The sequence below is a fragment of the Marinobacter sp. genome (genome assembly GCF_048259445.1).
Classification (GTDB): Bacteria; Pseudomonadota; Gammaproteobacteria; order Pseudomonadales; family Oleiphilaceae; genus Marinobacter.
Genome location: NZ_JBLXHQ010000006.1, coordinates 41,596 through 57,453 on the forward strand (window position 1 = coordinate 41,596; position 15,858 = coordinate 57,453).

A 15,858-nucleotide genomic window follows, 5' to 3' on the forward strand; every position below is an offset into this window, starting at 1 on the left:
CATAAAAAACCCGCGCCTGGCGCGGGTTTTTTTTTACCTGAGGTACTGTTATCTGGTTGTCATCAAAGACCGACATCATCCATAGACGTTTCCGCCAGCCTGAGCAGATCTGCGTTGCTTTCCTCGCGCTTGCCGATGCTCTCTATATAGTACTCAAGGGATGTCAGAGCATCTGCCAGTGCTTCCAGAACCTGGGTTTCGGGGACTTCGCGGGCATCCAGTAACCGCTCCTGTATAGAAGCTGAAACACGCTCCAGTACATGCGCCGCGCCAGGATCATTGACCATTTGCAGACCGCCCCAGATGCTGTGCAAGGTAGCCGGCAAATTGGCGAGATGAAGCTTGTCATAATCCGATTCAACAAACGCAGTGATCGCCCGTTTGGCCAGTGTCAGCGCACTTCGAGCTTCGTCAGCAACTACGTACACGGCCTCCTGAAGATAAACAGATTCTTCATGGCTACGCTCACTGCCAGCCAGCGCATCTGTTTCTGACGTGATGCCGCGATTGACTATCTGCATAACGGCGTCTTCGATACCCAGTACAGAATCTGCAAGACGGAAAAGCTCTTCTTCACCAGGTAGCCGCGATTCAGCTTCCCAGGCTCGAAGCTTTACAGCTTCTTCGCGGGCAATGGCCGCCAGACGATTGAGGTCGAGCATTACCAGAGTGTTGCCAAGACGTTCAAGGGTTTCGGCAATCGATGACAGTTCTGCCAGGTCTGGCTCAATGCCACGTTCTATGATGTCGAGTTTGTCTTTGAGCTGATTCAGCTCGTCCTGCAAGGCTTCAGAGAGCGATTTTAGTACGTCAGCACCGGGCCCATAAAGCCGGCGCGAATGGGCTTCCAGAATAGAATCCGGGAACTCCGCAGGCGTCAGCTGAAAAGCTGAAAGAATGGCTGTAGCTTCCGGATTTCCGGAGCCGCTGCGGTACAAGAGATAAACCAGATCACGAATGAGGGAGTCTGGTGCGTCCTTGGTTGTTGCCACCTTGCCTACATAAACCACTTCACGCGCATATTTTTCGATTCGCATAAACATGCGCTTGCGGGCCTTTGTAAAAGGCATCGCTCGATCCAGCATGGTATCCGCCGCTATCGCAACCAGGCACCACATCTGCCCCATGGGAGCACCTTGACACAAGCGGGCAAAACCACGGGCTGAACGGCCTATGAGTTTCTGGCTGACCACCGGATTACGATCCCGAAGCAGGCCCAGTAGCGCTACCTGAAAGGTCAGGCGCATACGCCGGGCAACAATCTCGTATTCTGACTCGTTACCTTCAAAAGCCGAAACCGGAAGACCACCACAAAAATCAGGCCGGTCTTTTACGTCGACTTCGAAAAAGCGGGATTCGGGATAAGGTTTTTCACGACGAGCTTCGCGCAGCTCATTGATAACCGGGAGCAGTAGCTCAGGATGGTCTTCTCGTTGCTGATGGTAGTACTCGACGTAGCGTCGAAGAATAAACAACGCATTACTCAAGGTAGTCAGCAGGATATTCTTGTCATCGTTCGCGCCAACCGGAACATCGTTTGCCATGGTAACCGCTTCCTGGCACAACAATGTTCCGCCACGAAGTTCCACCAGAATGAAAATACCGCGAAGCTGATTCAAAAAATCCAGACAGTTCTGCAGATCCTCACCGCTCTCGCGGTTTTCCTGAAAGCGCTCAAGACTGGATTCGGCCTGCTTGATGGTCTGTTCTATTTCACTTTTGACCAGATCAAACGACTGCGATTTCGTCGCCAGAGACGATTGAACCATAAACGCTTCCTGTTAATCTGCGGAAACTTCCGCGCCGTCCAAGTGAAATATGGCCTGCCAACCAGATGTGTCAGGCCTTTGTTATTAGCAGCTGGCAGTAATCCCACCGGCCAAAGTATGCAATCAGAAAAATAGCGTACTTATCATCACTTATAACATAAAATTCAAGTACTTCAATAAGGCGGGTATGTAACAATTGGTACAGGCAGACACAGTTCTCATTCTGCGCCTTCAAGTTTGCTCCAGACGGTCCCACCTGCTTTCTTTTCAAGGGCCGACATAAACGCCTCGTGAGCATCAACCTCGGCCGCAGATGGTTTAACGACCGCCAGGGCCGGCCGCTCCGGGCTCAATCTGCGCAGACCTCCGGAGATACCCCCGTTCTCTGACCCGGCGTCGAGCGACAAAGCGGTTTGTCCGCCTGTGAGAAGCAGGTACACATCTGCCAGAATTTCCGCATCCAGCAGCGCGCCATGAAGTTCACGGTTACTGTTATCAACGCCGTAACGTTTGCAGAGAGCGTTCAGGTTGTTCTTCTGGCCGGGATGCTTCGCCCGGGCAATTGCAAGGGAGTCCACAATGCCGCAATGTTCGGCTGTTTTTCGTACCGGCTTGATCCGACCGAACTCCGCATCCATGAAACCAACGTCGAACGCGGCGTTGTGAATCACAAGCTCTGCATCTTTTATGAACTCGAAAAACTCATCGGCAATTTCCGCGAACTTTGGTTTATCAACAAGAAATTCGTTGGTAATCCCGTGGATAGTTATAGCTTCCGCTTCGACTTCCCGCTCCGGGTTGATATAGACGTGATAGTTGCGGCCTGTAGGCTGACGTTCCAACATCTCGACACAACCAATCTCGATGATCCGATGACCTTCTGCCGGGTCAATGCCTGTTGTTTCTGTATCCAGTACAATTTGTCTCATAAAGTCCACACCGGTTCAGGATTAAAGAGTGTTCAGTTGTGGGCCAGCTCTGCTACGCCCTTGTTAGCGAGTTCGTCCGCTAGCTCGTTATCGGGGACACCGGCATGACCTTTAACCCAGTGCCAGTTAACTTTATGATTTGCGGTTTCCGAATCGAGCTCACGCCAGAGGTCGTCGTTTTTTACCGGCTTTTTCGCCGATGTTTTCCAGCCATTACGCTTCCAGCCTGAAAGCCATTCGGTAATGCCTTTGCGCACATACTGGGAATCCGTATACAGCTCTACTTCGCACCCACGTTTGAGCGCTTTGAGCCCTTGAATGGCAGCCATCAGCTCCATGCGGTTATTGGTGGTATGGCGCTCGCCGCCATGCATCGTTTTGCGTGCATCACCATAACGAAGCACGACACCCCAACCACCTGGCCCCGGGTTGCCTTTACAGGCTCCATCGGTATACAGAATCACCTTTGCGGACATTAAAACTCCTGCATTTACATAGTTATAGACGGCCCATAATGGCCAATCAGTCGTCGGGGTGGTTCAGGTTCTGCGGTGGACAGCCCCTGGATGCGCTTACGGTTCCCGGGATCCCCATAACGTTTTTCTGGCGCCATGCGTGCCGTCTGGGAATGCGGGCGCTTACCCTTTTTTTGGCAAGAATACAGTAATAAGCCCCCACGGGCAGGAACCCATTGCCCGTCAAACGCTCCCCGAGCCGAGCCGAGCCCTTGCGGCCACTGCGCTGGAAGGGCAATCGAAAAAAACGGGTCACCGAAACATCAACATGAAAGCCCAGAAGGTGAAGCCAGTCTTCCATACGCCGGCGCAAAAGAAAGCGCCCTCCCCAGGGGCCAGCATGATTTCGCGACATTAACCTGCGCAGGCCCCAGATACTCACCGGGTTGAATCCAACGAGTGCGATAGTACCCTCACCTCGTAAGACTCTGGCGGCTTCCCGGAGTGCCTGATGGGGGTAAAGTGAAAAATCGGCAGTATGATGAAGCACTACCAGATCCATGGAGTCGCCGGGGAACGGAAGTTCGTCTGCATCGCACACGACGACGCCATCGGGAATACTCGTAAACCACTTGGGCGTGGTCATTATTTTCTGGGAGAAATCAGTACCGTTAGTCAGCGGAATCCGATGGCTGACACTTACCTGAAGCTGTCGCGCACCCGTCAGGGGAGCGAGCTTGCGGTCGAGAAAGCGCCGTTGGTCCGCCAGGAGCGAACGCCCGAGAGGCGTCTGGAACCAGTGTTCAAAGCTCTCATGCCGGGACGGATAATCAAGAATCTGATCGTTCTTCACACTGCCTGTACTCCCGTTTTGAAAAGAGCCTGTAAACAAGCCAATGATTCAGGGGCTGTTGGGGCTATGGGCGTAATGCTCTATCATATCAGGCACATTTGCCAAGCACATACGGGGACCTCTGATGCTCACCATCTCTGCCATCCCGGCGTTCAGTGACAACTATATCTGGTGTCTTGCCGACTCTGACACCGGCAAAGCCCTGATCGTGGACCCCGGCCAGGCCGCGCCAGTCCAGCGCCATCTCACAGAAAACGGCCTTGCCCTGGATACCATACTGGTTACTCATCACCACCCTGACCACGTTGGCGGAATCAAGGCTCTGGTGCAGGAGCACCCGGACTGCCGGGTAACCGGGCCCGCCGAATCTCCTTTCAAAGGCAACACCAATAGCGTGCATCCCGGTGATGAAGTCATCTGGGAAGACGTTACATTCCAGGTGATGAGCGTCCCGGGCCACACACTGGACCACATAGCATTTTTTACCGATACTGAAATTGAGGGCCGTCCTGCACTGTTCTGCGGCGACACTCTTTTCGTCTGTGGCTGCGGCCGGCTGTTTGAAGGCACTGCCGCGCAGATGCTTGAATCCTTGAAGTCCATCCGCGAGCTTCCCGGAACCACCGCTGTATATTGCGCCCACGAGTACACCCTGGCCAACCTTCGCTTTGCCCGCAGCTGGTTGCCTGACGACCGTGAACTCGAAGCCTTCGAGCAAAAGTGCAAGGAGCTCAGGGAAGCCGGACAGCCTACCGTACCTTCAACACTTGAGAACGAAAAACGACTGAATCCTTTCCTGCGCTGGGATGACCCGGTGGTAGTAGGCGCCGCAAATAAGTATTGCACCGAGCAAGGTTTGCCCGCAGATTCAGACAGCGCCATTTTCGCAGCTATACGACACGGTAAAGATAATTTCTGAACGGTTAACAAATCCTGTCATCGCCGTAACGAGAGGTTTCTTGACCGCTGGAAACGCGCTCCCATAGAATCGTTTAACTTTTTGCTCGTAACTTATTAAATATGCCGGGTTTTCAGACATGAAGCCCGGTAACAACCCAGAGCCGGAAAACGCCTATGTCGGTCAAACGATTGCCCCTGCTGTTATTCTTTGGCGCCCTGGCAGGTGGCTGCAGTTCTCTTTATCCGTCAACAGACACAGCTCAGGAAAACCCCCTTGATTCTGAGCAGGTTACTCTTGCAACAGGAGACGAAGGTCTCAAGGAATCGGTTGAAACCGGCGAGGCCGCCGATGCTGTGCGCGACGAGCCGCTTGATAACGCCATGGCCCCTGAGCTCAAGGCGGCGGCGCGCGAAGCTCGGGAAAAGCTCGACAATCCACAGCCCAACGCTGTAAAAAACGCAGCAAATGAACAACCCGGACAGGCAGACATATGGGTCCGCCTGCGTGCCGGTTTTGAACTTGACCATGAAGTCGACAACAAGCGCGTCAGAGATCAGCTTAACTGGTATGCAAAACACCCGGACTATATCAATCGCGTCGTCGAACGAGGAAGCCGGTACCTGCACTATATTGTGGAGGAGACAGAAAAACGGGGACTGCCCACAGAATTTGCGTTACTGCCCATTGTTGAAAGCGCATTCGATCCCTTCGCTTATTCCCATGGCCGGGCAGCAGGTCTTTGGCAGTTTATACCGTCCACCGGAAAGTACTTCGGCCTGACACAGAGCTGGTGGCACGACGAGCGCCGTGACGTAATTGCCGCTACAGACGCAGCTCTCACCTACCTTGACCGCCTTGCTAACCGGTTTGGTGGCGATTACACCTTGGCCCTGGCTGCCTATAACAGTGGTGGCGGCACAGTTTCCAGTGCTATGCGGCGAAACCGGAAGAGCAACAAGCCTGAAGACTTCTGGTCGCTGCAGTTGCCACAGGAAACCCGCCATTACGTGCCGAAACTGATTGCTCTGGCAAAAATATTCGATGACCCCGAAGCATACGGCATTGAACTGCCTTCTCTTCCGGATGAGCCTTATTTTGATGTTGTTGATACCGGCGGACAGCTGGATCTTGCCCAGGCTGCAGAGCTCGCAGGTGTTGATATTGACGAAATATACCTGCTTAACCCGTCCTATAACCGATGGGCAACCTCTCCGGAAGGTCCCCATCGGCTGCTGGTACCTCATAAGAATGCCGAAACCTTTCGACTGGCTCTTGCCGAAATACCGCCGGGCAAACGCGTTTCATGGCGCAACTATGTGGTCAAATCTGGTGACAGCCTGAACACAATTTCCCGGAAGTTTTCAACAACGCCGGCAGTGCTTCAACAGGTCAACAGCCTTGACGGTGACCTGATACGGATCGGCCAGCGCCTGATGATACCTTCGGCCTCGAAGAACTCCGACGCCTACGTACTCAGCGCATCCAAACGCCTTGAGCGCAAACAGGCGCAAAAGCGCGATGGCAATAAGCTGCGTTACACCGTTCGCCGCGGTGACACCTTCTGGGACATTGCCAGAGAACACCGGGTTTCTGTGCGCCAGGTCGCGGCCTGGAATGGCATGGCCCCTGGTGACGCCCTGATTCCCGGCAAAGAACTGGTTATATGGTCCAAAACAGCCCAGCCGACTCTCGCATCAGCCAGCAGCACCCGCAGTAAAGCCATGGTCCGCAAAGTCGGCTATCGCGTCCGCAAAGGCGATTCACTTGCGCTCATCGCTAACCGTTTTTCGGTGAATGTGCGGGACATCGCAAGCTGGAACGATCTGAACACTTCCCGTTATCTTCAACCGGGGCAAAGTCTGGTACTCTACGTCGACATCCGGAACAGCCCGTAAAGATCAGAGATTCACGGGCTCGGAACTTTCAGTAACTATAAGAATCATAAAGATTCAGCGGACAAGAGCGCCGGGCAGAATGTCAGGTGCGCCGGCCTGAAAACTCCAGAACGTGCGAGACCCATGACAAGAACTCTAGCCGCCTCACGCCTTAGATCGATATTCACATGCCTTACCCTGCTGGCCTCCCCCGGTTTTCTTTTTGCCAGCGACACAGCGCCCGATCCCTCTGAGCAGCAAGTGCGGCCAGTTCACGGCATGGCAATGCATGGCGAACCCCGATATCCGGAGGGGTTCAGGCATTTCGACTATTTGAATCCAGATGCTCCCAAAGGTGGCACCCTTAAAATGGCGGTAGTGGCGAACGGCTTTGATTCCTTCAATCCATTCGTTATTCGCGGTGTAGCTGCAGCAGGGATCAGCAACTACCTTTATGACACCCTGCTTGAATACTCTGCTGATGAAGCATTTTCTATGTATGGGCTCATCGCAGAGTCGCTGGAAACTCCCGAAGACCGCAGCCATGTAGTTTATAACCTGAGGCAGTCGGCCCGGTTTCAGGATGGCGAACCCATTACCGCAGAAGATGTGAAGTTTTCCTTCGAAACCCTGACCACAGAAGGCCATCCGTTTTACCGGAATTACTACGCCGATGTGAGCAAGGTAACAGTTGAGAACCCCCACCGGATTCGTTTCGACTTTCAGGAAACCAGCAATCGTGAGCTGCCTTTGATTCTGGGACAGATGCCGATCATGCCCGCGCACTACTGGAAAGATCGGGAGTTTGGCAAGAATGGCCTTACCCCACCCGTTGGCAGTGGCGCCTATCAGATCGATGAGTTTGAAGCTGGCCGGTCCATTGTTTATGAACGGCTCGATGATTATTGGGCGCAGGATCTCGCCGTTCGCAAGGGCCGGTTAAATTTCGATAGCATTCGCTATGACTACTATACCGACGACACCGTGGCTCTGGAGGCCTTCAAAGCTGGCAGCTTTGATTTCCGGGTAGAGACGTCCGCCAAGAACTGGGCAACGGCCTACACTGGCGATAGGTTCGATAACGGCACGATCATCAAAGAAGCGATTGAACACCACCGCCCCGCCGGCATGCAGGGCTTCGTGTTCAATACCCGCAAGGAAGTCTTCAGTGACCCCAGGGTTCGGGAGGCGCTGACCTACGGTTTTGATTTTGAGTGGACCAACAAAAACCTGTTTTTCGGCCAGTACACCCGTACCAACAGCTATTTCGAGAACAGCGAACTGGCAGCAACCGGCTTACCCTCTGGCCGGGAGTTGGAAATTCTTGAACAGTACCGATCGCAACTTGGCGAAGAAATCTTCACCAAACCCTTCGCGGCGCCGTCGACCGATGGCAAGCAGGGTCTCAGGCAAAACCTGAGAGTGGCCCTTGAGCTTTTGCGCTCGGCCGGTTACGAAGTCCGTGACGGCAAGATGGTTCACGCCAAAACAGGCGAACCACTCAAGTTTGAGATTTTGCTGTTTCAGAAAACCTTCGAGAGAGTCGTTCTGCCCTTCAAAAATAACCTCGCCAGGCTGGGCATCGAGATGTCTGTGCGCCTGGTAGATAGCAATCAATACGTTCAGCGAGTCCGTGAATTTGATTTTGATATGATCACCCAGGCCATTGGTCAGTCAGACTCTCCGGGCAACGAGCAGCGAGAGTTCTGGCACTCCTCGACCGCAGACGTTAACGGCTCCCGTAATTATGCCGGTGTGAGTGACCCTGTTGTCGACGAGTTGGTGAGCCTGGTTATTCAGGCCCCAGACCGGGAAGAGTTGGTACAGCGCACCCGCGCGCTCGACAGGGTGTTGCTCAGTGGCCATTACGTGGTGCCGCACTGGTACCTGGCGAAAGACCGTGTTGCCTACTGGAGCCACCTGAAGCATCCGGAAAAGACACCCAAAAACGGTACTGACCTCGATAACTGGTGGGCTCAGCCCTGAGGAAGCAGCCGCTAAATGGGCATCTATATACTCCGGCGCCTGGCGCTTATTATTCCTACTCTGATCGGTATTCTGCTGCTTAACTTCGTGATCGTGCAGGCGGCTCCCGGCGGTCCGGTTGAACAACTGATTGCAGAGATGGAAGGCCATGGCGGCAGCGCACTCGCCAGGGCTACAGGCGGCGACACAGGTGGCGAAGTCGCCAACGCTTCGGGGGACCGGCGCGGCTCCCGTGGCATTCCCGATGAAATGCTGAAAGAAATTGAAGTGATGTATGGCTTCGATAAACCCGCGCATGAGCGTTTTTTCAAAATGCTCAAAGACTACGCCACCTTTGATTTCGGCGATTCCTTCTTCCGGGAGAAAAGCGTTACCGAGCTGATTCTGGATAAAATGCCCGTCTCAATATCGCTGGGGCTCTGGTCTACCCTTATTATTTACTTTATATCCATCCCTCTGGGAATCCGCAAAGCGGTTTCCGACGGTTCCCGATTTGATGTCTGGAGCAGTTCTGCCATTGTTATTGGCTATGCCATCCCGGGTTTCCTGTTCGCTATTCTGCTTATTGTCCTGTTTGCCGGCGGTAGTTACTTCGACTGGTTCCCGCTGCGCGGGCTCACCTCCTCTGACTTTGACCAGCTGAACTGGTATCAGAAAGTCGGAGATTATTTCTGGCACCTTGCGCTGCCGGTAACCGCCAACGTTATAGGTGGTTTTGCCACTCTGACCCTGCTTACCAAAAACTCCTTTCTTGATGAGATCGGCAAGCACTATGTTGTAACCGCAAGAGCGAAAGGCCTGGACGAAAACCAGGTGCTTTATGGCCATGTTTTCCGGAATGCCATGCTGATTGTTATTGCCAGCCTACCCGGCGTGCTTGTTTCTCTGTTCTTTACCGGGTCGCTGTTGATTGAGGTTATTTTTTCTCTGGATGGCCTTGGCCTGCTGGGTTTTGAAGCCGCCCTTAACCGGGACTATCCGGTCATCTTCGGCACCCTGTTTATATTTACCCTGATGGGCCTGGTGCTCAAGCTGATCAGCGATATCACCTACGTTCTGGTAGATCCCCGCATCGACTTTGAAAGCCGGGAGGGCGCGTAACGTGAAGGCGCTGACTCCGATTCAACAACGACGCCTGCGTAACTTTCGCAAAAACCGCAGGGGCTTCTGGTCGTTATGGGTGTTTCTGGCCATTTTCGGGCTGACTCTCGTCGCAGAGTTGATCGCGAACGACAGGCCGCTCGTGGTTTCTTATCAGGACACTCTGTATTTTCCGGTTATTGAAACCGTGCCAGAAGAAACCTTTGGTGGTTTTCTCCCCACAGATGCTGACTACCGGGACCCGTTCATTGCCGACGAAATTCTGGCCAACGGCTGGATGCTCTGGCCGCCAATCCGTTTCAGCTACGACACCATAAACTACGATCTTGATGTGCCCTCACCTGCACCACCCAGTGCCGAAAACTGGTTGGGAACAGACGACCAGGGGCGTGACGTAGCCGCGCGTGTGATATACGGCTTTCGCATATCCGTATTGTTTGGTCTTACACTGACCATCGCCAGCTGTATTGTTGGCGTTATAGTAGGAGCCATCCAGGGTTTTTACGGTGGCAAGATCGATCTGGTAGGCCAGCGGTTTATCGAAATCTGGTCAGGGTTGCCGGTGCTCTACCTCCTGATTATCCTCTCCGGCATTGTTCAGCCGAACTTCTGGTGGCTGCTCGGCATCATGTTGATGTTCAGCTGGATGGGCCTGGTTGATGTGGTGCGAGCTGAATTTCTCAGAGCCCGAAATTTTGAATACGTGAAGGCGGCGCGGGCACTCGGTCTGGATAACCGGAAAATCATGTTCCGCCATATTCTTCCAAACGCCATGGTGGCGACGCTGACTTTTTTACCGTTCATCCTGACCGGCGCGATTACCGGCCTGACATCACTTGATTTCCTGGGTTTCGGCTTGCCGTCCGGCTCACCATCACTGGGTGAACTGATTGCCCAGGGGAAGGCAAACCTTCATGCTCCCTGGCTTGGCATTTCGGCATTTGTTTCCCTCTCACTAATGCTTACCCTGCTGGTTTTCGTAGGCGAAGCCGTGCGGGATGCCTTTGATCCCCGCAAAAACGCATAAGAGCGAACTGATATGAGCGAGCTGTTAGAGATAACCAATCTCTCGATCTGCTTCGACCAGGGTCAGAATGCCGTGGATTCTGTATCGCTCAGCCTGCAACCGGGTGAAACTCTGGCTCTGGTTGGGGAGAGCGGTTCCGGCAAGTCAGTCACCGCGTTATCCATTCTCCGGCTGCTTGATGAACGCCATGCGGCCTATCCCAGTGGTGAAATTCGTTATCGTGGCGAAAATCTGCTGCAAGCGCCGGAAAAGCGCTTGCGCCAGGTTCGGGGGCGGGAGATCAGCATGATCTTCCAGGAACCTATGACGTCTCTGAACCCTCTGCACAGCGTGGAGAAGCAGATCAGCGAAACCTTGGCGCTGCACAAAGGCATGCGCGGCCCTCAAGCTCGAGAACGCTGTCTGGAATTGTTGCAGCTGGTAGGCATCGACAACCCGGAAAGCCGGCTTGGTGCCTACCCGCACCAGCTTTCCGGAGGCCAGAAGCAGCGCGTAATGATCGCCATGGCTCTGGCCAATGAGCCGGACTTGCTCATCGCCGACGAGCCAACGACCGCCCTGGATGTGACGGTTCAAAAACAGGTACTGGAACTGCTTCAGGATCTGCAGAACAAGCTGGGCATGGCAATTCTTCTGATTACCCATGACCTGACCATAGTGCGCCGCTACGCCAGCCGTGTTGCTGTGCTGGAGCGCGGCATATTGGTGGAACAGGGAGAAACTGCAACCTTGTTTGCATCGCCTCGCCACCCCTACACCCGTAAACTTCTGGATGCCGAGCCTCCGGAGGCGCCCCTGGCTCGGCCCGGTAGCGCCGAACCCCTGCTCACCGTAAGTAATCTGGATGTCCGGTTTCCAACGCGCAGAGGGTTATTCGGCAAGGTAAAAGATCACTTCCACGCGGTGAAACATGTCGGTTTCTCCCTCGAACGTGGCCAGACACTCGGCATTGTTGGTGAAAGCGGAAGCGGCAAAACAACCATTGGCCATGCTCTTCTCAAGCTCACGGCCAGTACAGGCAGCATAACGTTAGACGGGCAGGAGCTGGCGGGGCTCGACCAAAGCGAATTCCGGCCCTGGCGGCGCAGGATTCAGATTGTTTTTCAGGATCCTTTTGGCAGCCTGAGCCCACGTATGTCTATTGCCGAGATTGTTCGGGAAGGACTGGAAATACACGATTCTGAAAACGCTCAAACACACGACGAGAAAGTCATTACCGCATTGACTGACGTGGGTCTTGATCCGGAGGCACGCCACCGGTATCCCCATGAGTTTTCCGGTGGCCAGCGCCAGCGCATCGCGATTGCCCGCGCACTGGTTTTGCAGCCAGACCTTATCATTCTGGATGAACCCACCTCCGCTCTGGACAGAACGGTGCAAAAACAGGTTATCGAGCTGCTACGGGATATTCAGGCGCGCTATGGTCTAAGCTATATCTTTATCAGCCATGATCTTGCCGTTGTCAGGGCTCTCAGCCACCAGTTGCTGGTACTCCGACAGGGCGCGATTGTGGAATATGGGAATGCCGGTGACATTTTCCGCGCACCCGCAGAACCATACACACAAGAGTTACTTCACGCGGCGCTTTTCTATAATCGGGAAAACGCCGACATCACTACGACTATTTGAGCGTTACTCCTGCCGGGATACTTCGGGGATAATGCACTAAAATCAGGAACACAGGGAGAAGGATCCATGGGAATACTCAATGGCAAGAAAGCGCTGATTGTTGGCGTAGCCAGCAAACTGTCCATCGCATACGGCATCGCAGATGCCTTTGCCCGCGAAGGCGCAGAACTGGCTTTCACTTACCAGAATGAAAAACTCAAACCTCGTGTAGAGAAGTTTGCTGAGGGATGGGGAAGCAAACTCATCTTCCCTTGTGATGTTGCCAGTGATGAAGAAATTGAAAATGTGTTCAAGGAGCTGAACAAGCACTGGGATAACATCGACATCATTGTCCATGCCGTTGGTTTTGCACCAGGGCACGAACTCGATGGCAACTACGTTGACGTGACCACCCGGGAAGGCTTCAAGATAGCCCACGACATCAGTTCTTACAGTTTTGTGGCACTGGCCAAGGGTGCACGCCCCATGATGCACGAAGGCAGCTCCCTGTTGACTCTGAGCTATCTGGGCGCCGAAAAGGTGCTGCAGAACTACAACGTTATGGGGCTCGCCAAAGCATCGCTGGAAGCAAACGTGCGCTATATGGCAGCGAGCCTGGGCCGCGACGGCATTCGGGTGAACGGCATTTCTGCAGGGCCGATCAGAACACTGGCTGCCTCCGGGATCAAGAGCTTCCGCAAAATGCTCGCGGAAAACGCCAGGCGCGCTCCGCTAAGGCGGAATGTAACCACAGACGAAGTGGGCAACGCGGCAGCCTTTCTGGCTTCCGACATGGCAAGCGGTATTACCGGTGAGATCATGTACGTGGATGCCGGCTTCAACATTACCGGCATGGGCGAACTGGAAGAATCATCGTCTGAAGAATAAGCGCTGACGCAAAGAGCCAGCCAGACGCTGGCTCTTTGCTGTTCTTTCCCGCACTTGCTGCGTTTGCACATTTCTGAAGCTCTACGCTCAGGACGCTTCCATAACCTTCGCAACAGCCTCTGTCCATTCAACATACTCTGTCTGTTCTGACTCGATAATTCTTAAACCCACCAGATAGTCTGAACCATGGGGACGACACCAGACCACTTCTACCGTCAGTGTGAAGGGGGGCGCCTGACTATCCAGATAAACAGAGGCTGAAAGCAACGCACCTGCTGCGAGCTTTTCGCGTGAGAGCAGTCGTATTCCACTTGCTGATAAGTCCCGAACAATACAGGCAAGTTCTCTACCGGATGCGACCGGAACTCCGCGGGGCTCCGGACAACAGGCTTCCAGTTCCACCAGAATCCGGGCACGCGCGGTCAGGCGGTAGTATAAACGGTTATCCTGCCCATCAGGCGGGTCGTCCCGTGTTCCAAACGTATAGTCAGTGTCTTTCATTATTATTCCTGGCTTTTCCGTTCCATCACTATCGCCCGACACGTATACGGCCCACCACCCTGCTCAACGTGTCATCAAACTCGGCTGCGCCACCCAACACACGGATGCGTTCTTCCACGATAGCCAGAACCAACTCTTCTTCCTGGAATTCGCGCCGGTTCAGGCCCAGGCGGTCGACGAAAATAAGCTTGCGGGATGCATTTGTACGCACGGCCAACTTGAGCCTGGTGGCCTCTGTCTCTGGCTGGTTCGACACCTCCAGAATCCAGCCGCCCAGGTTGATGTTGTCTACCTGCTTTTGCGCAAGGGCTGTCTTTTCTATGTACAGCCGTTCCTGCTCAGCCTGCTCGTTTGCCAGACGCTTGTTTTCAGCCTCTTGCCGCTCGCACTCAAGAATGGCTTGCCGTTCTGCCTCCTGCTCCTGGCGTTTCAACTCCAGCGCTTCTCTCTCCCGGCGCAGCTCATCAGCGCGGGCTCTCGCGGCCTCTGCAGCTTGCTCACGCTGTTTACGTTGTTTTTCAAACGCCCCGGCCAGAAGCTCGACCGTCCCTTCGAGAACCTCGCCAAAAGGTGTTTGCGCTGGCAGTGGGCGAATGCTGCCCGTCGTTTTGGCCTCGCAGAACGCTTGCCAGGGCTGCAGGCCGAGTTTTACCCCGGTGCCGTTTGTCCAGAGGATTTCTGCCGTGTCTTCAAGAAGTGAACAGAAGTAACGTCGCTGCTCCGCTGCTCCTTCGCCCTCAACGAACCACTTGCTCTCAAAGGGTTTAAAATCAGACTGCAGGGGAACTTCAAAACTGAGCCAGGCGGCGCTCCATGGGAAGCTCGCCTGATCAGGCAAGGCCTCAACCAACTCGGGTGTTTCGCCACGCAACCTCGACATCATGACGGTTCCGATACCGGCAAGCGCATTCGGTGTGAGAGGATGATCGAATACACGGCTCCACACATCCAGAAGCCGGTCGCCTATTTGCTCACCCACGTGATAGAGCCGGTTTCTGTCTTTGTCAGAGAGTGACGGGTCGCCCACCCACACCAGCCATTCAAGTAGTTTGCTGCCATGTTTGCAGGTCTCTCCGTTAACACCCGCGTCCCACACCGCCTGCTTCAGCAACTTTTGCCAGTGATCAAAAATAAAATGAAGCACGGGCTGAGGCAACTTCCGCCCTTGCAACGCCCGCCCGATAAGGGCTCTTGCGGTCTGATCTGCCCGTCGTTGGCGCGCTGCGCCCTGCTCGGTTTCGAGCAATCGCTGGCGTAGTTTGCCGATCTGGGCGTTACGCCTGAGCGAATCATCCTGCCACTGCTGGCAGAACGTATTAACAGTGCCGGCGGTGCCTGATTCAAACGCGGCAGATACAGCGACAACCAATGTATCGAGCTGATCCAGCAGAGCTTTGGATGAGCGACCGCCAGAATCGCTCCAGCCACGCCATTCCTGAAGGCTGTCGAGCCAGCTCAGCAGTGTGTCGCTGAAGGCCAGGTTGCCTTCCAGGTTCATACGCCATGCAAGATAGAATCTTAAACGCGCGATACGTTGGACAATCTGAGGGTGCAGCCCGCTGGTTTTCAGGAACACATCCATGATGCGGTCCGCTACATAAGCCGAATTGATCTGACGCACTGACCAGTCAAGCTGCACGGAGCGCAGCACATGGGTTACGCGCTCGTTTCGTTGTTCTGTCCAGCATGAAGATAGCAGGGGTTGCCAGTCACTGACTGTTTCAGGCGCAAGTTTCCCTGCAGGGTAAGGCAGGTCGGGAACCCGGATACCGGCAAGCACATCGTCAATTTGCTTGGCAACTACCTTCCGCGAGGCCACCTGGTGCGACTTCGGCCTGTTTTGTGACATCCATTCCCCGTGCTCAAGAAGCGTTGAAAAGGCCCAGTAAATAAAGCAGTATAACGAACTCGCCGGGGTTGGCCACAACCGGGTCCGGTGCTTTTGTAACGATAAGAATCGGGGAAA

13 protein-coding genes are annotated in these 15,858 nt (G+C 54.2%); 7 read left to right on the top strand and 6 right to left on the bottom strand.

The window, feature by feature from the left end:
- Positions 1-62: 62 nt before the first annotated feature.
- From ACN0RL_RS06325 to ACN0RL_RS06340, 4 genes are all read right to left on the bottom strand, one after another.
- The gene (locus ACN0RL_RS06325) at positions 63-1,769 is read right to left on the bottom strand and encodes a chemotaxis protein (protein ID WP_417514841.1); all 1,707 of its coding nucleotides are present in this window, start codon (positions 1,767-1,769) and stop codon (positions 63-65) included.
- Positions 1,770-1,987: 218 nt separating this feature from the next.
- Entirely contained in the window at positions 1,988-2,698 is a 711-nt protein-coding gene (gene dnaQ / locus ACN0RL_RS06330) for a DNA polymerase III subunit epsilon (protein ID WP_417514843.1), read from the bottom strand.
- 32 nt (positions 2,699-2,730) lie between these two features.
- Complete coding sequence (gene rnhA / locus ACN0RL_RS06335; RefSeq protein WP_417514845.1) at positions 2,731-3,174, bottom strand: ribonuclease HI; 444 nt, start codon at positions 3,172-3,174, stop codon at positions 2,731-2,733.
- Between the two features lie 46 nt (positions 3,175-3,220).
- The gene (locus ACN0RL_RS06340; RefSeq protein ID WP_417514847.1) at positions 3,221-4,006 is read right to left on the bottom strand and encodes a class I SAM-dependent methyltransferase; all 786 of its coding nucleotides are present in this window, start codon (positions 4,004-4,006) and stop codon (positions 3,221-3,223) included.
- 124 nt (positions 4,007-4,130) lie between these two features.
- On the opposite strand from ACN0RL_RS06340, the gene gloB reads away from it, so the two are divergent.
- The 7 genes from gloB (at position 4,131) to ACN0RL_RS06375 (ending at position 13,391) form a co-directional block, all read left to right on the top strand.
- Complete coding sequence (gloB, locus tag ACN0RL_RS06345) at positions 4,131-4,925, top strand: hydroxyacylglutathione hydrolase (RefSeq protein ID WP_417514849.1); 795 nt, start codon at positions 4,131-4,133, stop codon at positions 4,923-4,925.
- Positions 4,926-5,080: 155 nt separating this feature from the next.
- Positions 5,081-6,802 (top strand): LysM peptidoglycan-binding domain-containing protein, encoded by a 1,722-nt coding sequence (locus ACN0RL_RS06350; protein ID WP_417514851.1) that lies wholly within the window; start codon positions 5,081-5,083, stop codon positions 6,800-6,802.
- Positions 6,803-6,925: 123 nt separating this feature from the next.
- Entirely contained in the window at positions 6,926-8,767 is a 1,842-nt protein-coding gene (locus tag ACN0RL_RS06355) for an extracellular solute-binding protein (RefSeq protein ID WP_417514853.1), read from the top strand.
- Between the two features lie 15 nt (positions 8,768-8,782).
- Positions 8,783-9,868: a microcin C ABC transporter permease YejB gene (locus ACN0RL_RS06360; protein ID WP_417514855.1), complete on the top strand. Its 1,086-nt coding sequence runs from the start codon at positions 8,783-8,785 to the stop codon at positions 9,866-9,868.
- Between the two features lies 1 nt (position 9,869).
- Positions 9,870-10,895, top strand: coding sequence for an ABC transporter permease (locus ACN0RL_RS06365; RefSeq protein WP_417514857.1), 1,026 nt, complete (start codon positions 9,870-9,872; stop codon positions 10,893-10,895).
- A gap of 12 nt (positions 10,896-10,907) precedes the next feature.
- Positions 10,908-12,524: an ABC transporter ATP-binding protein gene (locus ACN0RL_RS06370; RefSeq protein WP_417514859.1), complete on the top strand. Its 1,617-nt coding sequence runs from the start codon at positions 10,908-10,910 to the stop codon at positions 12,522-12,524.
- A 66-nt stretch (positions 12,525-12,590) separates the two neighbouring features.
- A complete protein-coding gene (locus ACN0RL_RS06375; protein WP_417514861.1) occupies positions 12,591-13,391 on the top strand; it encodes an enoyl-ACP reductase FabI in 801 nt (266 codons plus the stop codon).
- 87 nt (positions 13,392-13,478) lie between these two features.
- Here the strand turns inward: ACN0RL_RS06375 and ACN0RL_RS06380 are convergent, their stop codons facing one another.
- Together ACN0RL_RS06380 and ACN0RL_RS06385 are read right to left on the bottom strand one after the other, a co-directional pair.
- Positions 13,479-13,892, bottom strand: coding sequence for a PilZ domain-containing protein (locus tag ACN0RL_RS06380; RefSeq protein ID WP_417514863.1), 414 nt, complete (start codon positions 13,890-13,892; stop codon positions 13,479-13,481).
- Between the two features lie 28 nt (positions 13,893-13,920).
- Positions 13,921-15,741: a DUF1631 family protein gene (locus ACN0RL_RS06385; RefSeq protein ID WP_417514865.1), complete on the bottom strand. Its 1,821-nt coding sequence runs from the start codon at positions 15,739-15,741 to the stop codon at positions 13,921-13,923.
- Positions 15,742-15,858: the final 117 nt, after the last annotated feature.